This window comes from Desulfitibacter sp. BRH_c19, assembly GCA_001515945.1.
GTDB lineage: Bacteria > Bacillota > DSM-16504 > Desulfitibacterales > Desulfitibacteraceae > Desulfitibacter.
The window spans coordinates 13136-34469 of record LOER01000007.1 but is presented as its reverse complement, the minus strand read 5'-3'; the positions used below and the strand labels follow the sequence as shown (position 1 = coordinate 34469).

The following is a 21334-nucleotide window of genomic DNA, read 5'->3' as shown; positions in this document are numbered from 1 at the left end:
TCTTGAAATGGGACTAAAAGGTCTTGAAGCAAGACAGCAGAATCTTGAAATGATGATTGAACATGACATAAAGTCAAAAATAGATGTCCTTTTTGATGGCCATGAACAAACCAGACAACAGTTAAATCGCATTGAAAAGGAAGTTTCCAGACATGAAGAAATTATCCTAAGAAGAATTAGATAATCTGCATTATAATATTGTCCCACATGTTTCTGAATCGGCTATTTGGACGAATATTTGTGCCGACTTGAAATCTGAGTCAATAAAAAGAATATAGTTCAAACTCTATTAAAGTATAAGTAGACAAAACCGCCTTCTAGGTCGGTTTTTTTCTTTTTCACCTCTGGGGTTTATCATGTAAATAACTTCAAAAGAGAGGAGGTGAAAATACATGCCAGTTATTAGTTCAGTTATAGACTCAGGGTTAAAAGTGTTGGTACAGACAGGTATGGATGACGATGGATTACCAGTTGTTCGTTCTAGGAACTTCAGTAGGGTAAAGCCAGAAGCAACTGACGAAGCAATTTACAATGTTGGTGATCAACTTGGACAGCTTCAGCAGTATCCTGTTACTGCCATCAGAAAGGTTACAGAAAGTGACCTGATTTTCGAGTAATGTCAATCTAATGGATGAAAATGGGGAGAAACCGTAAGGGAAGAAAGGGGGTGAACTTAAGTGATTACTACTAGATTAGAACTACAGTTTTTAAATGAAGCAGGAACCAGGTCAACTATAGGCCTGGTGGATCCTAAAGTAGATTTAACCGATATTGAGGTTAAGGCTGCTATGGATGCCATTCTAGCTGAGGATGTTTTTACATCCCCCAGAGGTGATTTGGTTGCAGTATCCGGAGCAAGAATTGTTTCCAGAGAGGTTACCGAATTCGCAATAGTGGAGGAGTAAGATTTTAAGTTGGACAGTTGTACAGGGGGCAGGGGTTAGGTTTTATTCTGACTCCTGGCTTCTGACTTCTGAATTTTTGTTATCCGGAGGTGAAAATATGGAAATGATTTTAACCCAGGTGGGGAATTTTGGCTTTCCAATGGTTGTAGCCATATATCTCCTGGTAAGGGTTGAAAAGAAACTAGATGAATTAACCATAGCTATAAATGAACTTGGAAGGGTGGTTGAGAAGAATGTGTCCTAGAGAATTCATTGTACTGCACCATACAGGTGCTGAGGAAACAGATGCTGAGCATGTAAAAAGAAATCACCTACAAAAAGGTTTCAGGGATATTGGCTATAACTATATCATAGAAAATAATGGTAAGGTCATAACTGGAAGACCCTTGGATATTCCAGGGGCCCATTGTATAGGTGATAGGATGAATTTTAGGAGTATTGGAGTGGCTCTGATAGGCAATTTTGAGGAACGTAGCCCCTATGCCGAACAAATCAATAGTCTTATTCCACTACTCCAAGGGCTTCAGTTGAAGCATTCTATTAAACTAGAGAACATATTATTACACAAGCTTGTCAAAGGAAGCAGTACAAAGTGTCCAGGCAAGCTCTTCAACTGGAATGAAATAAAGCTAGCGTTGTATCCAGATGTTCCCTGGATGTGGCAGGTGAAGGTTGGAACTTATTTCGATAAAAATATAGCTTTAAATACTGTAACGGCTCTAAGGGATATGGGATTTCCGGCCTTAATAGAAAGAATTAATATAGAAGATCAGGTAAAAACTGTATTGACAACGAACAAATGTTCGATTTATAATTAGGTCAGCTAGGAGGTGGGATAAATGGAAAAGTTATCCTTTGAAGGAATATGGCAGAATATTAACTGCTTGGTACCAATTTATAGTGAAAATGGAGCTAATATGACAGAGGTTCATCTTGATGATGGTACAGTTGCTATAGATGGGAGAAAAATCTGTACAGTTATTAAGAATTTGGCCAAGTTTTTTACAGTAGATGTGGAAACGGCTCGTGCGAAGTATTCAAAGCTTGTGGATAGAAAGCTATCAGTACCAATACCCCTGCATCAGGACCTTGTACTTGTACCAGTTAAGATAAGAAAGCCAATAGCAAGGGAGGATGGAGCCTGGGGATACGTTGTCCTTTCAAAAATAGTTTGCTATACTAAGCATCCTGAGAAGGATAAGACTATCTGGATATTCTTTGATAATGAATTATACGTTGACGCATTGCTTTTGACACGCAGCTTTCAAATAATATTGGAGAGTGCCAAGAAAGTAAACCGGGCTTACAGACACTTGCATTTAATTACAGTAATAAATAATAATGATGATCTTCTAAAGGAAGAGTTCATAAAGTACTGTTTTATCCCATTCATGGAAAAAAACCTATTGCAATACAGGCTAATGGCAAAGAAGGACAGAGAAAAAATTCAACTATAACTAGTAAATAACCTGGAATTTTTTCCGGGTTATATTTTATTAAAGCTTCTGACTATTCCAATACAGATGCATTGCAACTTATATTTGCTAATTTAATCCATGAAGGATAGAAAGATGGGAGGATATAATTTAATGTATATTTTACATTTTTATTGTAAATAAATATAAGTATACATTACAATATTGTTTACAAAAATGCAGATAAGACGTATAATCTCTATGGAAGGTGATAACTATGGCAATAACCAGTACGGAAAACATATTGAAGGTATTAAGTGCGTATAATCCTTGGTGGAGAAGTGGTATAGTGCGTTCAGAGTTTAGTAAACAATACAAAAGATTTGCCTACCATGAAGCGATCAAACTCATTGACCACGAAGACATACGACGTGCTGTTATTTTGACGGGAACTAGACGAGTAGGGAAAACCACTATTCAATATCAAATAATAGAAACTTTACTTGCTCGAGGAATTGATCCCAAACGAATTATTTTTATTTCGTTGGATCATCCCCTTTTAAAGTTATGCAAGCTAAACGAAATATTAGAGTGCTATCATGAAAATCTATATGGTGAGTTGGATGCTTACTACTTTTTTGATGAAGTTCAATATGCTTCAGATTGGGATCAATGGGTAAAGACGCTATATGATACACAGCCTCTTTCAAGAATTGTAGCTACTGGCTCAGCGAGTCCGGTGTTAGTTAAAAAGGCGGCAGAAAGCGGAGCAGGACGTTGGACTGTATTGCAGGTACCGACTTTATCTTTCTATGAGTATTGCGAATTATTAAATGTTGAAGATAGACCACAGTTATCGCCTGATATCAGGCCAACAGGATTAATGCACCTTAATAAAAGTGAATGGAATGACTTATTTACTAGGTTATCTGTCTTGCAAAAGCATTTCAATCGCTATATGCAAGTAGGTGGGTTTCCCGAGTTGGCATTATCAAAAGATGATTTTTTAGCACAGAATATCATGCGTGAGGATGTTGTGGATAAGGTTCTCAAACGGGATATTCCTGCTCTGTATAACATCAGAAACTCAACAGAGCTGGAACGTATTTTTCTGTATCTTTGCTATTGTTCTTCCAATATTATTGCAATTGATGCTATTGCAAAGGAGTTAAATAGTGTAAGCCGTGCTACAGTAGAAGATTATATCACTTATATGGAAAGTGCAAATCTAATTTATCGTAGCTATCCAGTAGATATGTCAGGCAAACAACTTCTAAAAGCTCGTTCAAAGATTTATGTTGCTGATCCGGCAATACGCAATGCAGTATTGATGCAAGATGATCTTTTAGTAAATCCTGAAGAAATGGGAATTATGGTTGAAACTGCAGTATATAAGCACGTTGCGGCATTTTATTACCAAAATACAACTCGCGTTGGTTATTATCGAGGTGGTAAAAAAGGTAAAAAAATTGATGTTGTAGTAGATTTTCCTAGAGGTAAAATTCTCATTGAGGTAAAATATCGCGAACAGGCACCTGTTGGGGAAAAGGATGCTATTTATGAATTAGCAGATCAAGCGTCTTGCTCAATAGTAATTACTAAACGAGTAGATGATTATGGAATACAAGCAACCAAAGGAGAAAAAAGTTTGCTCCGCATTCCTGCATTTGCGTTTTTGTATTTGCTTGGCAATGCTGAAAAGTATGGTTATAAGGGAAGTAAATCTTAAACCACCCTTTACAATCCAACATTGCTTTGATACAGGATAGAAAACTAGCTCTCCATAGACCTTAACTTCCAACCAACAGTCGCCCCGAATAGCAATAATTTCTACCAGTATTTTTCCAGTAGCTTCTTCTTTTAAGGAGTTTTCATCTAAGATATGCTGAGTAATGAAATAAAAGAAGAAAAAGCTTTCCTCTGGGAATAGAAGAAAGCATAATAGTTGTTATTTAATTTGTGCTTGAATTTTTTCTAATTCTTCGATGTAAGACCTGTAATTAATTCTATTGGCGAACCTTCTTTAAAAGCAGCAAACACGAAGAGCAGCTCATATAGTTCTACAAAAAAGAAGAAACCACTCCAGGGCATGGAGAGCTACTATAAAATACTAGGGACTACTGCTAATGCATCAGGAGATAAGATTAAAGAGACGCAGGTTAAAATACAGATAATAACATAACTCCCAGATAGGGGGATAGACATGCATTAATCATCCAATTGGATGGTGCATCCATCTGGACTACATTCAACCCCAATTTCATCTTCAATTCTAGATATTTGCTTTTGATACTCCTCTTTGTTTTCAGGCTTAAAAAAGTCAATATTGACAACGGCAATATAGACTGCGCTTTTTACGCAAGTTCTCAATAGCTCAACACCCAGCCATGCATCTCCTTTTACCGGCTTGTAGCAGATATGTACAACTTGCTCATAAGTATTCACAAGATCCAAAGCCATTTGAGCCATTTCCAAGGGTATTTCAATGGCTTTTTTTACTGCACCTGGCTCTTTAGCAATCACCTGCTTATATACTAAAATATCAGCATCTCCTAATTCCAAAAATTTCTGAGAAGCTTTTTCAGATTTATCAGCCAGTTCCTTCAACAGCTCATAATCACATTTAGGGATCTTCCTTAAGGTAATCTTGGCTGTTAGGCCAAGTAATGAAGCCCCTAAAGATCCCGTTACTGACAGAGAAGAACCAGCACTTGGTATTGGTTTTTCTGAATTTATCTTTTTTAGAAAATCCTTTATAACAAGACTACTAATATCCACTTCAATCAACTCCTTTAGGCTATTATATAGTATTTGCTTTAGTATTCAAATTTCTTACTACTTTCTTAACATATTCTTTGGTTTTACAATATTAATTCAAAAAAATCTTAAAGGATTTGTAGAAAAAAGTCAGAATTAGGATAGAATATGTAAAGTTTTCCAGATGTAGAAATGGTTAAAGATGGGTCGCCTATTACCGATATATAGAATAGGTCTTTTTTTAGATAAAAACTGGAATTGGAGGGTAACAATGAGTCTAATAGGAAGTATTTCTAAGGATGAATTTAGTATAAAAAGATTATTGATTTTTGTAGTTATATTAATGTTTCTTGCAATTCCAGCTTATGCAGAAGATTCAGAGGTAGTTATCAAAGCTAAATACCCGGATACTGATGGTATGTATGATGAGCATAGCCTTTTTTCAAGGGTTATTGATAATACTAGGAGATATTTTATCCGTATTACCTTTGATGACCCCGAAGGAGAGCTTTTTTTCAATGAATTTAATGGTCTAAATAATATAGTAACTTCAAGGCTTTTTCCTGCTGGTTCAGCCCATGCTAACCTGGTGGACCTTGATTTTTTGAATTACTTGACTGCCATGGAGCCGGAAGAGCGGGCAGAATACATAGATGAATATATTTTCAACAACAATCAGTCAGCCGGGGAGGCTTATCTGTATATTCCCATCAGGCTGCTTCAGGCTGGAACAACATATGATGTGATAGTTAATCCTAATATTGTTCTTCTTGAGAATGATGAAATACAATCCGGCAATTTAATGACTATCTGGTCGTTTAATACAATGTCTATACCATATATAACGGGAATATCCCCGGGTAGTGTGGTAGAAGGCTACGATGAGCAAAAATCGGTCATAATTAGTGGAGGCTTTTTTGCTGATAGTGTGGATGTATATTTTGGTGATACAAAGGCTTACAGGGCTTATCTAAGAAATAATGAAGATACACCTTATCTGGAAGTGTATTTGCCAAGGAGTAAAAAGAGACTTGAAGCCGGTATGTATGATGTAACCGTTGAAAATAGTTCAAGCCATGAACAACTGTACAATGGAGTCTTTAGTGTTCTTCCAGAAGGTGATCATCTTCCAAATGCTGATTACAGAGTGAAAAATGAAATCAGGCAGGGTGATGTAATAAGTTCAATCAGAACTAGTGAAGATACGCTGGTTTTATCATCTCGCTATAGAGATGCTAGGAGGCTTGAGTTTAACCTTGATGAGCTGATGGGTGAAGATGTGCTGGTACGTAAAGTTGAGTTTGAGGGCCGCCGTAGTGGTGATAGAATTAGTGAACTTATTACTAGGTCTAAATGGGCTGATATAACAGTTTCTAGCTTATCAGCTTCTAGTAGCTCTAGAAATGAAAAAGCTACTATTAGTTTAGGAAGGGTAGAACCTTTTTTAGCCCAGTCCATTCAAACAAGTTTGTGGGAAAGAAGTATAAAATCAGAATTAATTCAGGTAGTAACTGATAATTGTAGATTTGAAAGGGCAAGAATTTCAATTCCATTTAGTAATAGTAGCGGTGATAACCTCAAGGTGTTACGCTATGATGAGATTACCAGGCGTTGGTATAATGTAGACTACTATACAGTCAACCTTGTTGATAGAAGGATAGTGCTGCAGAGCTTTAGCCCTGGAATTTTTGTAGTGGTTGAATAGGAGAATGGGGGAAGATGTCATGTTGGGGAAAACCACAAAAAGGATTATTAAGAAAATCATAAGCTGCACTCTGCTCTTCTTCTTCGCCTTTACAATGCTGCCGGTAAATATGCCGATTGCTAAGGCTGATGATAGTAGAAGGGTAACTATTAGAAATACCTTTGAAAATTTTAACCATACTAGAAAGGTTATTGAAATCCAGGATGTTCGAATAGAAGCGTTGATTAATAAGGAACTTACATTAATAACTGATGAAGGTGAGCCTATTAACCCTGATATTGATGATTTTGGGTCTTTGATATTGGCTAGGATAGATATGGATGAAGAATCTAATATCGTGCGGGCGGTCTTATCAGGTGAAGAATTATTATCAGGCACTCCTGGAAATCCTGAAGACCCACCAGTCTATAATGATGTTAATATAATATATGAAAATGTTAACGAAGGTTCTATTCCGGTAATTACCTCTTTAGAAAAATCCATTGTGGATGTGGATGAAGAGATAATCATAAAGGGTTCTGCAACTTTAGTGAATCTAGTAATTAATGCAGAAGATTATATAATAATGGTTGGGAGCGTTGAAGCACAAGCGGAAGAAATTATTGGCCAGACTAATCAGGTGAATCTTATTCCCAAAAACCCTGCACAACCATTTACCCCGGGAACTAAGAATATAAGTATTGCCAGGGAAAGAGCTGCAGTAGATGAAGATGATTATACCCTGGAAGTTGTTTTTGTTTATAGTAATGCTGTGAGGATTGCAGGAGATCTGGCACTTGATGGAATGACCATGTTTCCCAATGCGGGTCAGCCGGGAAGTGATGTTCAATTTACCAGGCAAAACTTCAATCAAGACTATGATATATATTTTATTAGTGATTTGGACAATCCGAACCTTTTTACAGTAGCAAACATGGCAACAAACTTTCGGCGTGTGCAAAGACAAGATGGAGATGATGTTATTACTGTGGAAGTACCGGATGTGGCTGCCGGTCCATATCATATTGTATTTACTAATGCTAATTCTCAGCAAAGTTTACATTCCACATTCGTATACGACCAAGAGTTTACAGTTTTTCGAATTGGAAATGAACCCAGGATTGTAAGCATCCAACCTGACAATGCCATATCTAGAAATCCAAGGGAGGTAACCATTTCCGGTTATGATTTTGCCCAACATAATATACCTGATTTTAACCCTGATGCCGATCTAGAGGATGAGAGTTTTGAGATTCAAAATGGGGTTATAGTTATGGATTATGGAACTGGTAAGTTAGAGTTGGGAGGAGATACTTACGATGTATCTGTAACTAGACAGTATACTGTAACTATTGGTGACAAATTAGATATCATAGAGTTCATCTTTGATCCTGATGATTTAGGAGCAATCAATAGATTCATAGTAAAAACGAGAAACTTTGGTCTTGAGGAGGAACAAATCCATGATGTAGTTGTAAGAATGGAGACAAAGATTGAATTTATTGACGAGGATAGGACAGACTTGGATATTGTCAAAGAAGTGATTGAGGAAGATGGTTTTACATATCATCCTTCGACTGTTGTCCCTAATGTTATAGAAGTCATACCTTCGGTTATACCTATTACAGAAGATGCAGATGGAGATTACTATATACACCCATCTGTGGGAGATGAGCTGCTGATAGCTGTTAAGGGTGATAATTTTCTGGTTACCCGTTATTTTGACGAAAACGGAATAGAAAGAATCAGCAAACCCATAATACGCATTGGTGGCGTAGATATTAATCCTAATCTTTCAGGAAGTGGAGTTTATGATCCGATTGAGAATACTTATGTTCCATTGGAATATGAGGTGCTTAAAAATGGAGTGGAAGTTGCTGGTACTCCCGGCAATGAGATAGGTGATACTATTTTAATCTATGTTAAAACCGGTTTAGATAGCGCTACGTCTTTTCCAGTATTATCTGAGACAAGCAGAAGTATTACAATTTTTAACCCTCAACGTGGCAGCGATATTTTTGAAAATCAGGAATCTTTTGAAATGATAAGTTTTAAGGTAATCAGCGTCAATGACTTTCCTAGAATAACCTATGTGGATCCCAGTCTGGTTACTGTAGACGGAGGGGTTCCTGTTTGGATTACAGGTAGTAATCTACGTCCAGGTGCCAAGGTTTATATAGATGGCAAGGAAGTTACTGACATTGAATTTTCAGGAGATAATCAGTTTATCGCCTTTATTGCACCTCCGGGTAGACCAGGAGTTACCCAGCTCCAGATCATAAACCCTGAAGGCGGAATAGCTACACATCCATTTACATATTCGTCTACCTATACTGAACCCCAGTTATATTTCATTAATCCCGAAGAGGGGACCACTAATACACTAGTTACTATGAAAGGGGAGAGCTTTTTAAGACCGGACCCTACTGTTGTCGTCGATGATATAACTAACATTGATGAGTTTTTGATGTACAGGCTTATTGGCAGCAGGGTTCTTATGGATGGGCATGATATTAACAAATACAATAGAAAGCCTAACAACAAAATTGAGTTAATTCCCTTTGTTGAGGATGACTTTATTGTCAGAGATAATGTTTTTGAGTATCGAGAGAATATTGCACAACTTGAACTGGGAAGCAATTTCAATAGTGTTTTGCTGGTTGATGAAAATACGAATAAATTCTATCGAATAATTCGTGATGTTCAAAACAATTATGTAATTGAAGATGGACTTGGAAACCGCTATACTGTTGGCTACGATATAGATAGTGAAGTCTTTACTGCTGTAAGAGCAAGCTATATTTATGAAATAGAATTTCCGCAAAAAGGAGAAATAGCCTTAATAGATAGTGAGGGTGAGATTTACCTTTCATTGACAGCCTATACCCCTTATCTTATAGAAATGGTTGAAGGCTACCATGAGATAACAGGCAGCAAAGTGCAGTATATTGATAGCAGTACGCTGACATTTACAGTACCGGTACTAGCTGGTAGCCCCTGGACTGGACCAGGCTATTATGATGTTACAATCATTAACCCTGATATTAAGAGTCAAACTTTAACTGATGCTTTTCGCTATTTTTCATCACCGATGATTTTCCCGGTTGTAAAGGATGTAAGACCTGATCAGGGGCCTGACAGTGGCGGAAATATAATTACTTTTATTCTTGATGATTCTAATGAAACCTACAAATTTGTGGATACTGGTAATCAAAAGACAAAGGTATTTTTGGGTAGTCAGCAGGTTCCTACCGGGGATGTTGAGGTTTCCTTTGATGGCCGAGAAATGCAAGTTAGGGTGCCCGCTTATGATGAGGATATTAAAGAGAAGGGTACAGATAGAATTATAGTGCCCATAGTTTTGGTTAACCCTGATGGGGGTACCTTTAATATTTCATATGATAAACCCCTACATGTGGAAAGGGAAAATATAGATACTGATCGTGTTATTCGCGGTTATACCTATGTTGTTCCCACAAGTAATCCTGTAATCGATTATATTTCCCCTGTAGAGGAGGCTGCATCTGGCGGTTATGTTGTTGAAATCTTTGGAAGCGATTTTAGAGATTTTGAACCCTTCACAGATATAAATGGAAATTTCAGGTACGACCAAGGAGAGTTCTTTACAGATTTGGATGGTGACGGAGAGTATACAGCCAAGGCACCGAAGGATTCAGATTATCAGGCTCCTTCCAAGTATAACTCAGACTATCAAATTCTTACATCAGTTCTTTTACCTAAGGTTTATTTTGGAAATAAAGAAGCTGAAATTGTTGAGTTTAATTATGGATATCTCCAGGTAATTGTGCCCCCCGGAGTAGATGGATCGGTAGATGTATATGTAATCAATAATGATGCTGGTATTTCAAACAGTACTACATTTACCTATAAAATATTAAAGCCTGAAATAACAAGTATTGTGCCTGGCGAGGCTAGTAAATATGGTGGAGATCGGGTGGAAATATTAGGAAATGAATTTGCAGAGAGCTCTATAACCCTTTTAAGACCTGATTATGATACTGAAACAGGCTATTCTGTTGCCGAGCAAAAGAATTTGACCATGGTGAAGGTAGGAGATAGGACTAACAAAGATCTGCCAAGGGAGGACGAAAATTCTGGAGTAATCATGTCCCACAGAGCGACTGTCAGATTACCTGGTGGGCTTATTACCCAGTATGATGGCTCAGGAGATGGAGTGCTTCGAGTATCCATCATGCTTGACGGAAAAACATATACCCATGAATACAGAGGTGTTAGGTCAGAACCTGTTTTTATTAATACTACAGATTTACTATCTGAAGGTACTGCTTATCCATTTGAGGAATTAATTCGCTTTGAAATTGTAGAAAATCGCCTTCTAGTTGATGCTGGGTATGCCCCTGCAGTTGAATACTTTGGGAGCTATCACTTGATTGTTCATACTCCTGCTTATTATACAGTTGGACAAGTAAATCTTTATGTTGTTAACCCAGATGGAAGTATCGCTCAGGGTGAATTAGAGTATCTTAATCCTGACAGCCGACCTTATATTGTCAATATGACAATGGACGGCAGAGACCCTGTGCCTGACGATGAACAGGACGTGCTGGTACTTAATTTAAATTACAGGGGTGGAAATACCGTCAGTATCATAGGTGGTGACTTTAGGGAAGGTGCAGTGGTTCAGATTTCTAATATCATGATAATTCCCTCGGATGATATTTATTTAACTTATAATCTACCTACAAGATTAACGTTTACTGTTCCTGAAGTGCCTGAGGATAGAGTAGGGCAGCTTTTTAGGGTAACTGTGATTAATGAGGATGGCGGTAGTGCATCTTCTGATGAGGTCCAGCCCAAGCCGATTTACATTAAATTTATCAAGGGCGAATCTTTTCCTGAAGTGGAGAGTGTTACACCTGATAAGGGTCCCGCAAAGGGAGGTACACAGGTAATAATTGTTGGAAAAGACTTTAGAGAGGATCACCTTGGCAACCCGCCATTAGTATTTTTTGGTGAGGTCCAAATTGCTCCCCATAATGTAACTAGACTAGATTACAGGACCATACGTGTTGTAACACCTCCTAATGTTCCAGGTCCTGTGGAAGTAAAAATAGAAAATTACGATGGTGCTGTGTCTAGACCGAGTGGAATTTTCTATTATATAAGCAGTCCTACTATTAGTGCGCTTGTGGACCCTGATGATCCTACTGAGACAAGTCTGATTACCAACATTTCTGTTGAAGGGGGACAGAGCATTAAGTTAAAGGGAGCAGGATATGAGATTGATTCTAGAATTGTCTTTAATCCTGAAATTAAAGCTCTGGCAACAGGGGAAAGCGAAGATGGTAAAAATATTATATATATTGATGGTGAACCGTATCAACTCCTGTCTGGAGTTGATGGCACCCTGGAGGAATTTATAGATAGCGAAACCATGATTATTGAAACTCCATTGGGACGACTTAATGACAGGGGTGTGATAGTGATTAATAGTGATGGTGGAGCTACAGATATTTATGAAGATATCAGCTATGCTCTTCCAGATTTGACAGCACCCCATAGTGTAGCAGCTGAACTTGTCTATGATAGATATATACGGGTTCATTGGAGTGAGGTGCAGGGTGCTGAAGAGTATGAAATTTTTGTTATAGTTGATGATCAACCAATGGAATTTTTAGTTTCTACTAAATTAACAAGTTATCTCTATAGCAACTTGGAACCGAGAACTGATTACAGATTTGTGATAAAAGCAGTAGGAAACTTTGGTTCATCTCCGCCTTCAATTGAGAGCAATGAGGTAACTACTGGAAGAAGCGTTGGTTATCCAGATGATGATGGAGCGATAAATGAAAATACTCAATTTACAAGGGTCGGTCAAAGGGCAGATGTTAACATTGGCACCAAGGATTTTGATGATAAGGATATTGTCATTGATCTGTTAAGAGGAGAGCTTGCGGGTAGTAATGAGATAGTTATCAGCATACCAGCTTCAGTTATAGCTAACAACAGAGCAAAGGATATTAATGTAATTGGTAAGGATTTCTCAATTAAGTTTAATCCAAGTGCCTTTAATAATACTACTGTCAATAGTAATAAAAGCAGGGATGATGCTGGGGCCCGTTTTAGAATAGCTCCAATAAATGAAAACCTTAATGTTACTGGTGGGAATTACTTATCCACCCCCTATCTTCTAGAAGCAAATATTTATCTAGGTAGGGAAAACATTAAAATAGATTACCTTCGCTCTTTTATCAACCTCAGTATGGATTTTGATAAACCAAAGGCTGATATGAGAAGGCTAGATGATTTTAAATTGCACATGTATGATGAGAATAGGGGTATCTGGGAGCCTATTGAGTACAACATGTATGAAGCAGGTTCGAGTACAATTACAGCTGTTACAGACAGGCTTGGAAGATATCTTATTATAGGGAGCAGGAGGTAGTAGCGATGAAGAGATCATTTAGATTTATCTTACTGTTAGTGCTAATTGTGTTAGTGGGTTCCATTGCATCTGCACAGTTGTATTCTAATTTTAGGCAAGGTACTGTAGAAGGATTTTTGCTGGACAGAGGTAGTGACTTTGTACTTTTTGAAGAATATGATGGAACCATCTACAACCTTCCTGTTGGAGAAAGTGCTCGATTTGAAATTGACAATAGGCCAGTAAACCTTGCTGATTTTTTGCCAGGCATAGAAGTTTATGTTCAGGTTAGAGATGGTAAGGTTGAATTTTTGGAGGGATACTCAACTGCAAACCTGGGATATATAACTCCAGGGCGCAAGGTAAGAAGTGGCGTAGTCGCTAGAATAGATAGGGACCAAATCCAGGTAAGTTTGGCTACAGGGGAGCAGGAAACATTTTTCATATCGCCTGTAACTCTAGTTCAAAAAAAAGGAGTTAGGGTTACTTTAGATGTGCTTTATGTAGGAGATAGGATTAAGCTTTACTTTGATGAAGTGGATAGTAGGGTTGCTAGTAGAATAGAAATTGAAGGGGACTCCATTCGTATTAATAATATTTATAAGGGAACCCTTAATGTTTCTAATAGATTTACTAACTCCATTTCCTTGGAGGATGTTCATTTATTTGAAAACGGTGATTGGCAAAAATATAATAATCACATGAGTCTTCCATATACTTTGGATATCCCCTTGTTTGCAGGCGGCTATCAGATCCCACTTACTAATTTTAGCTATTATTCTGGAAGCACAGTATATATGGTAACAAAGGATTTTTTTAATACTGAAAGAATTGAAAGGATGCTCATAAAAAATAACTATGAATCTTTTTATAATGATAAGATACAGGATATAAACTGGTATACCCAAGGCTTTGAGCTAAGTAACAACAGGAACTTCCATTTTAACGACAGCACAGTTGTTATCAAAAATGACAGATTAGTAGATATGTATTCTTTAACTTCCCAGGCTGATGCTTTTGTAATAAGCGATGGTTATGGTGATAGCAGATTGGCCAGCTTGGTTTATATTTTGAATGAGGATATCAATAATTCTACTATTGGTAATCACCAATTATATGTAGGAAGACTTGAGATGGTTGTTGAGGATCTGGTCAGGATAGATGATTTCTTTATTTTGAATAAAAATCAATGGGAAGGCTTTGATGAAGAAAAGGAGCTTTTCTACGACAATGATACTTTCATTTATGATATGGAAACTGATACATATCTAACAACCAAGGAATTCTATTCAACGGATTATAGTGTAGATGAGGATAGCCGTTATGCTAGAAATAATAATTTAAAAAGCTGGTATGGATATATCTATACTGATGGTGATCGGATAGCTTCTATAGGTTTAATGAAAGATCTTGATTCTCTTCTAAAGCAAAGAGTTACTAATGGGATTATTGAGGTTATTGAGGATGATCGCAATGTGGGCTGGACAACAACATTAAGGAATGCTAATGATTGGAGCAATAGACATGAAGAGTGGGTTCCCAAGAATTCTTCTTTAAGGGTTAATCTAGAAGGAGCTATTGTAATAAAGGATGGAAAGCTTATATTACCCGAGGAATTGAAAATAGGAGACAGGCTGTATCTAGTAAGGGATGATTTCAGGGGTAAGGTGGTCATAGTAAAATAAAGTCTGAAGGCAGTATTGCTTGGTCACCAGAGTTAGCAGCTACTTACATAGGAAAAGGGCATATTATGCTCACCTGGCAATTAAATTTTAGCAATTCTAGAGTTTATTTCAATCATAAAGCCTATGCTTTGCAAACTCGCTTCACTCAAACAAGCAAATCATTACGTCTTTTTAGCTTTCATAAACTAAGAATTGCAAAATAATTTAATTATGGTTCGCTCCATACGCCATTTCCCTGTATTCTGGCTTCTGACTTCTGTATTCTAAAACAAACAACTGGGGGTTGCTGCATGAAATATTTAAAGCTACTTAGATTTATGACAATAGTATTGGTGTTGATAGCTGTTGGTGGAGTTGGATTAGCAGTACCTCCTGATTTTTTAGGTGGAGTATATAATGAATACGAGTATGAAGAATATATATTTATTAGTGGTGAACCCATTAAGTTTGTGGGTACGGTAAAAGTTACTGAACCTGAAATGGGAACCAGCGCCTCACTAACCAATAGCTATCGGTTTACCTTAGAACCAGAAGACAAATCAATGCAAGGCAAGATTGACCGAACAATGTCCTATAATACTACCTTTACTGATAGGCCTGATAAGGGGCAAACTTTGGGACAGACTGAGATATCAAGCTACAAAGAGACAATTGAGATAAATGGGGACAAATATGTCCTTGCTGATTATTTTTTCTCGAAATCTGATGTCATAGATAATAGACCTGCAGCCAAATATTATTTAGGCAATATTACAGGTAAGAAAATATACAACATTAATAGTGGTCAGGGAAGAGTGATGATTGATATTTCTGGAGGAAATGTGGGCTATGAGAATTTTTGGGGAAAGACTGAAACTCAGATAATAAATTATGTTATTAATACTGAAAGAGAGCTGTTGATAGAGGGTGAGGATGATGAAGAAGATATCACAGAGGAAATTGCCTGGGGAGGTTCTTATAAAGTCCAAGCGTCAGACAGCACTCACAAAAACCTGATTTATTCTGAAAGTAGCCCAAGCTTGATCAGCTTTGAAGGGGGACATGTTAGAACAACCAATAGAGAAATGGTCTCAATGTATGATTATAATCTGCCCAGGATGGTTAAGGGAAGTCCTCTTGCAAGTGGTCGGGATAGGGGTGTCCTTCAGCTGTCAAAGAAGATGGTTCCAGAGCTTGAAAGCCTGATTGTTCCTAAATTCAGGGATGTTGGAGGCCATTGGTCTGAGGATAACATACGTAGAATGTATTCATTAGACGTTTTTGATAACATAGATGAATACTTTTTGCCTGATGTACCAATGACAAGGGTAGAATTTACAAAGGGAATAATTAGGGCCTGTAATATTAAGGTTGAGTCTAATGCTGAAGAAGAGGAAAGACCAACCAGAAGAACTAGATATGCCGAGCCTGAGGATGAAATATCTCCATTTATAGATGTAGGTTCCACAGATCCGGACTTTAACTATGTTATGGAGGCACTTGATAAAGGAATTATTGAAGGTGTTTCAGCTATACAGTTTGGACCGAATGACCCTCTTACCCGTGCTCAAGCTGTTACAATTCTTATTCGGGCTCTGGGATTTGAGAGTAAAGCTCCAACACCCGGTTTTAGAACCCAATTTAGTGATGATGCAAGGATTCCAAATTGGGCTAAGGATAGTGTCTATGTTGCCCGGGAAGTTGGCCTGGTAGGCGGGGATACCGCCAATAATTTCAACCCTAATCAGGTGATGACACGGGCTGAAGCTGCAGCAATGCTTACAAGATTTCTGGAGTTTTTAGAGAAAGATTTACAAATAGATTACAGGGAAAATATTATACTTTTTAACTGACTAACTTGGCGTAAGTCTCCCATCTTCTACAAGTGGGAGTAACGCCAACTAAGCCATTCATTCGTAGCTCTAAAATTCAGCGGGAGTAAAAACTCCCCTGAATTAAGATCTTACTTCAATTAGTAATTATATCTAAAATTTGGAATAAATTCGTTTAGTTTTAAAGAGGATTCCTTAAACCTAAGAGAGAATAGTTGAAAATAGACTACTTCAATCTAATGTTTCTTTTAAAGAAGTAAATTAGGATCCTTTAGTTATTAGTGGTAGTAAAAAATTTAAGTTTGGGGGAAAGAGTATGAAGATTATGGGAAGGAAAATGGGGTTGCTACTATTGATTGGCCTTTTAGTAGTAGTCCTAGCAACACCAGCGGCTTTTGCTGATGGGGTGTCCTTATCTTTTAACGGTGAGGATTATGTAGCTGATATGTATTTGGAAAATGGTGTCAGCTATATTTCGGCAGATTCGTTAACTAGTACACTAGGAGTAACTGTTGAAGAGGAAGGCTATGTAGCTCTTCGTAACTTCTTTGAAAATCTCGGTGGAGAGGTAGAATGGGACAGTTCCAACAATCAAGTGATTGTGTTCTGGCAAGAATCAGTTAGTGATTTACCTGAGGGTGATTTATCTGCAGATGATTTAGTTGTCAAGTCTACAGAGCTATTACAGGAGTTTAATACATACAAGATGAGCGGAGATGCTGTAATTGTAATGGACATTACTACGCCAGAAGCTGCCGAAATGGCTGAAATGCCACAAATTCCTGAAATGAATATGACAATGGAAGGAGTATTTCAACAGGAACCAATGGCAATGTACATGAGACAAACCATGGAGATGCCTTTTGAAGAAATGGGCTTGACTGAAGAAGAGATGGCCATGTTTGAAGCGCAAAACACTATGGTTACTGAAATGGTATGGTATGATAATGCTATCTATCAAAAAATGCCAATGGCCGATCAGTGGATAGTTCAGGATTTAGCTGAAATGGGCATGATGGATGGTTTGACTAATCTTATTCAGATTACTCCCCAGCAGTCAGTAGATATGATGCGTCAATTTGGGATTACTAATAAATTTGGGGAAGATGTAGTAATAGATGGTCAAGAGTATTATACGGTAACAAACCATGTTTATGGTGATACATTTAAAAAAGTACTAGAAGAGTTGATGGGCGATTTCAATTTTGAAGATTTAGTTACTGGAGGCATTGAACTATCTGAAGAAGAGCAAGAAGAAATGACAGATGTTAATGCTGAAATGCAGCAGGTGATTAAGTCTATGCTGGAGACAATGGAGCTAACTTTTTATACTGAAACCTATATCAATAAAGATACATTCTTAACTGAGGGAATGTCTATGGATATGGAATTGAAGTTTGAATTGGATGAGACAATGATTCCAGAAGGACCTGTAAGTATGCATATGCAAATGCAGGGTGATTTTATACTCTCTGACTTTGGCGTAGAAATTGAGCTTCCTGATTTAAGTAATGCAATTACTCAGCAGGAATACATGGAACAAATCATGGAAATGATGGAAGTGGAAGTAGAGCCTGAGCCAGGAACAGAAGTAGAAGTGGAAGTGGAGTAACAAAACTTAGTTTTATCAAGGCCTTGGATCCGTTCCAGGGCCTTTTTTGTTTTATAGAGTTATATCTTCCTTATCGGAAACAATCTAACTATAAGGTATCCAGCTAATGTACCCCAAAGAATATGGCTTGGAAGAGATATGGATATGGATGCTGCATCCATCAAAGGTAAACCCATTGTTAAAGATATGGTTGCAAAAAAGTTTCTAACCAGTATCCAAATGAAAAAGCCATAGAAACTTCCTATCATTAGATAGTGGTTTCTTCCAACAAGGAGATAAGTCAGTCCCAAACCAACTCCAAGAATGCTCCCCCAGATAATATGGGTAACCATAGCAAAGGCTAGATACCAAAAATCCAAAGGAAATTCTGTTGTTCTGTAGATAACAGATCCAGCATCCAATAAATTGAACCAGTTTGAGTAACCCGAATAAAAGAATACTGCTGATATGATAGTTTTTGCTACAGAAGAGATACCGCCACTAAATGTACTAATCAAAACTAAACGATTGAAAGCATTACTTTTATCCCAGATCAAACTATTGCTTTTGTCTTTTCTATTTATAGACAAATTTAGTACCCCCCTCGAGTGATAGATAAAACCTCTTCTATATTTGCATTAGCATGAGGTACATTATTGGAATTATTAATATGCTTTACATATTATAGATTAATATTCTCATCATGTAGGACTGACTCCAAACAGTCCAGATGGGGCTGGTCCAGCAGTTATGGGATTCTGGGTAGAACCATTCTGGTCAGAAACCCGATGGGGCAGATTTAGCTGAAAATGACGCAAAGTACTTAGGTGGCAACCATCGCAGTATCTATATGATTTCGTATCAAACCACATACCCCGAACTATGTCAAAAAGTGTCGAATGTTAACTTGGTAAAGGTAACAATATCCACGAGTGTTTACCCATAAATTTTCTTTTTTAGAAGGATTATTTTAATAAAGGTCGAAGTATTTTTTAAAACGTTTTAAAGATTGTTTTATATTAGGGAGGCTAGATATGTTAACACCTGTAGAAAGGGTATTTAAAACAATTCAATTAGAAGCTACCGATATCGTGCCTGTTGATTTGCATGCCTTTGCAATGGCTGCTGAAAATTCACCATATTCCATGGCAGAAATTTTTAAAAGTGGTGAGTTAATTGCTAAAACGCAGATGACTTTTTGGAAAAAATTTAAGCATGATATGATTTTGCTTGAAAATGGTACTACGGCTTTAGCGGAAGCAATGGGTGCTCAAGTAGTTTATCCAGAGAATGAAGTTCCTAAAGTGATTAAGCCTGTTTTAGATAGATTGGAAGATGTGGAGAAACTTTCTGTACCTGATCCTGGTAGTGCGGCTACTTTGCCAGAGCTTTTGAGGGCAACAGAAATTATGGTAAAAGAAATTGGTAATGAAGCATTTATAATGGGAAGAGCTGATCAGGGACCATTTTCATTAGCTGCGCTTTTAAGAGGAGTAGATAATTTTCTGATGGATTTGTTGGCTCCAGAAAAAAGGGAACTCTTAGATAGATTGTTGGAAATTTGTACATTAGCTACAACAAAATTTGCATTAGCCCAATTAGAGGCAGGTGCCCATGCCACCTCTATGGGAGAAAGCTTGGCGGGACCAGATTTAATCTCACCAAAAATGTATGAAGAATTTGCACAGCCTTACGAAAAAAGAGTAGTTGATGCTGTTAAAGAAAAAAATGGTATCATTTCTCTTCATATTTGTGGGAACAGTACGGGAATTATTGATTTAATGGTGCAAACTGGAGCACAAATATTAGAAATAGATGAAAAAGTGGACTTAAAAGTGGTTAAAGAGGCTGTAAAGGGGAAAGCTTGTTTGCTTGGACCAGTTTCTCCTAGAGTTTTACGTTTTGGAACTGCAGTAGAAATAGAAATACTGACTAAAAAGGCAATGGAGATTGCAGGTGCAGATGGTGGTTTGATTTTAGGACCTGGATGTGCCCTAGCTCCGGGTACTCCCGAAGAAAATATAACTGCAATGATAACTACAGCTAGAGAATATGGAATATCCTGAAAAATGGAGGGAAGATTGTGAGTGTTCAAAAAAGTGAGAAGTCTGAAACACGTAAGAAGAAAAAGAGTTTTCTGCACTTATTGAATAATCCTGAAATGGGTTTGGTTATTCCTCTTGTAGTTTTAATTATCATAATTGGAACGATTAACCCTAGCTTTTTTAATTTTGATAACCTAATAAATATAATGAGAAACACTTCCTTTACTTTTATTATTGCAATTGCAATGACTTTTGTACTTATCTCTGCAGGATTGGATTTATCTGTAGGCTCTTTAATAGCTTTAGGTGGTACTATCACAGGAATGTTATTAAAGGCTGGTATACCTATTCCGCTAAGTATTTTGCTTGGAGTAGCATTAGGTGCTTTAGTAGGTTTAATAAACGGTCTTACTATTGTAAGATTTAAAATTCCTCCTTTGATTGTTACCCTTGGTATGCTTTATGCCGCTAGGGGACTAGTGCTTGTTTTTACAAAGGGTGCTCCTGTTTATCCGTTACCCCCTTTATTTAATGAAATTGGTCAGGGCGGCATTGCTGGAATACCCTATGTAATTATAATAGCTGCTATCCTAGGTATAGTGGCACATATTATTTTAACTAAGACAACTTACGGTAGGGCTGTTTACGCCACAGGAGGCAATGAGGAAACGGCCAGGCTGTCTGGAATTAATGTAGATAAAATAAAGCTTTCTGTTTATATGCTTACAGGGATGGCAAGTACATTTACAGGAATGCTTATGGCTGGACGTTTGGCTTCTGCCCAAGCTAATGCAGGTACCGGTTGGGAACTTCAGGTCATAGCTGCAGTTATTATTGGAGGAACAAGTATGTTTGGAGGAGCGGGAAGCATCCTTGGAACTCTTCTTGGTGCATTCTTTATGAATGTAGTGGCTACAGGAATGATTTTGATGCGTATATCAGCATATTGGCAGGACTTCGTCATTGGAATAATAATTGTCCTAGCTGTAGGTATTGATCAGTTCAGACGCAGACGTTCAGGCCTAAACTAAAGAG

Annotated in this window: 15 protein-coding genes; 13 read left to right on the top strand and 2 right to left on the bottom strand. The window is 37.5% G+C overall.

Annotated elements, in window-relative coordinates; genetic code table 11:
- Nucleotides 1–392: 392 nt before the first annotated feature.
- From APF76_14975 to APF76_14950, 6 genes are all read left to right on the top strand, one after another.
- Nucleotides 393–617 carry a hypothetical protein gene (locus tag APF76_14975; protein ID KUO53091.1) on the top strand — a complete coding sequence of 75 codons (225 nt, stop codon included), beginning with the start codon at nucleotides 393–395 and terminating at the stop codon, nucleotides 615–617.
- A 63-nt stretch (nucleotides 618–680) separates the two neighbouring features.
- Nucleotides 681–905, top strand: coding sequence for a hypothetical protein (locus APF76_14970; protein KUO53092.1), 225 nt, complete (start codon nucleotides 681–683; stop codon nucleotides 903–905).
- A gap of 97 nt (nucleotides 906–1002) precedes the next feature.
- Nucleotides 1003–1149: a ribonuclease Z gene (locus APF76_14965; GenBank protein ID KUO53090.1), complete on the top strand. Its 147-nt coding sequence runs from the start codon at nucleotides 1003–1005 to the stop codon at nucleotides 1147–1149.
- Nucleotides 1139–1723 (top strand): hypothetical protein, encoded by a 585-nt coding sequence (locus APF76_14960; protein ID KUO53089.1) that lies wholly within the window; start codon nucleotides 1139–1141, stop codon nucleotides 1721–1723. Before APF76_14965 ends, APF76_14960 begins: the two co-directional genes overlap by 11 nt.
- Before the next feature lie 21 nt (nucleotides 1724–1744).
- A complete protein-coding gene (locus tag APF76_14955) occupies nucleotides 1745–2362 on the top strand; it encodes a hypothetical protein (protein ID KUO53088.1) in 618 nt (205 codons plus the stop codon).
- A gap of 235 nt (nucleotides 2363–2597) precedes the next feature.
- Complete coding sequence (locus APF76_14950) at nucleotides 2598–4049, top strand: AAA family ATPase (GenBank protein KUO53087.1); 1452 nt, start codon at nucleotides 2598–2600, stop codon at nucleotides 4047–4049.
- 479 nt (nucleotides 4050–4528) lie between these two features.
- Here the strand turns inward: APF76_14950 and APF76_14945 are convergent, their stop codons facing one another.
- Nucleotides 4529–5098: a hypothetical protein gene (locus APF76_14945; protein KUO53086.1), complete on the bottom strand. Its 570-nt coding sequence runs from the start codon at nucleotides 5096–5098 to the stop codon at nucleotides 4529–4531.
- 250 nt (nucleotides 5099–5348) lie between these two features.
- On the opposite strand from APF76_14945, the gene APF76_14940 reads away from it, so the two are divergent.
- The 5 genes from APF76_14940 (at nucleotide 5349) to APF76_14920 (ending at nucleotide 18275) form a co-directional block, all read left to right on the top strand.
- The gene (locus APF76_14940) at nucleotides 5349–6782 is read left to right on the top strand and encodes a hypothetical protein (GenBank protein KUO53085.1); all 1434 of its coding nucleotides are present in this window, start codon (nucleotides 5349–5351) and stop codon (nucleotides 6780–6782) included.
- A 19-nt stretch (nucleotides 6783–6801) separates the two neighbouring features.
- On the top strand, nucleotides 6802–13188 hold the full coding sequence (locus APF76_14935; GenBank protein KUO53084.1) for a hypothetical protein: 6387 nt from the start codon (nucleotides 6802–6804) through the stop codon (nucleotides 13186–13188).
- A 5-nt stretch (nucleotides 13189–13193) separates the two neighbouring features.
- Nucleotides 13194–14852: a hypothetical protein gene (locus tag APF76_14930; GenBank protein ID KUO53083.1), complete on the top strand. Its 1659-nt coding sequence runs from the start codon at nucleotides 13194–13196 to the stop codon at nucleotides 14850–14852.
- Nucleotides 14853–15142: 290 nt separating this feature from the next.
- A complete protein-coding gene (locus APF76_14925) occupies nucleotides 15143–16684 on the top strand; it encodes an S-layer protein (GenBank protein KUO53082.1) in 1542 nt (513 codons plus the stop codon).
- 295 nt (nucleotides 16685–16979) lie between these two features.
- Entirely contained in the window at nucleotides 16980–18275 is a 1296-nt protein-coding gene (locus APF76_14920) for a hypothetical protein (protein ID KUO53081.1), read from the top strand.
- A 59-nt stretch (nucleotides 18276–18334) separates the two neighbouring features.
- Here the strand turns inward: APF76_14920 and APF76_14915 are convergent, their stop codons facing one another.
- Entirely contained in the window at nucleotides 18335–18844 is a 510-nt protein-coding gene (locus APF76_14915) for a hypothetical protein (GenBank protein ID KUO53080.1), read from the bottom strand.
- Between the two features lie 444 nt (nucleotides 18845–19288).
- Here APF76_14915 and APF76_14910 point away from each other — a divergent pair, with 444 nt between their 5' ends.
- Nucleotides 19289–20320 carry a hypothetical protein gene (locus tag APF76_14910; protein ID KUO53079.1) on the top strand — a complete coding sequence of 344 codons (1032 nt, stop codon included), beginning with the start codon at nucleotides 19289–19291 and terminating at the stop codon, nucleotides 20318–20320.
- 17 nt (nucleotides 20321–20337) lie between these two features.
- A complete protein-coding gene (locus APF76_14905) occupies nucleotides 20338–21330 on the top strand; it encodes a hypothetical protein (GenBank protein ID KUO53078.1) in 993 nt (330 codons plus the stop codon).
- Nucleotides 21331–21334: the final 4 nt, after the last annotated feature.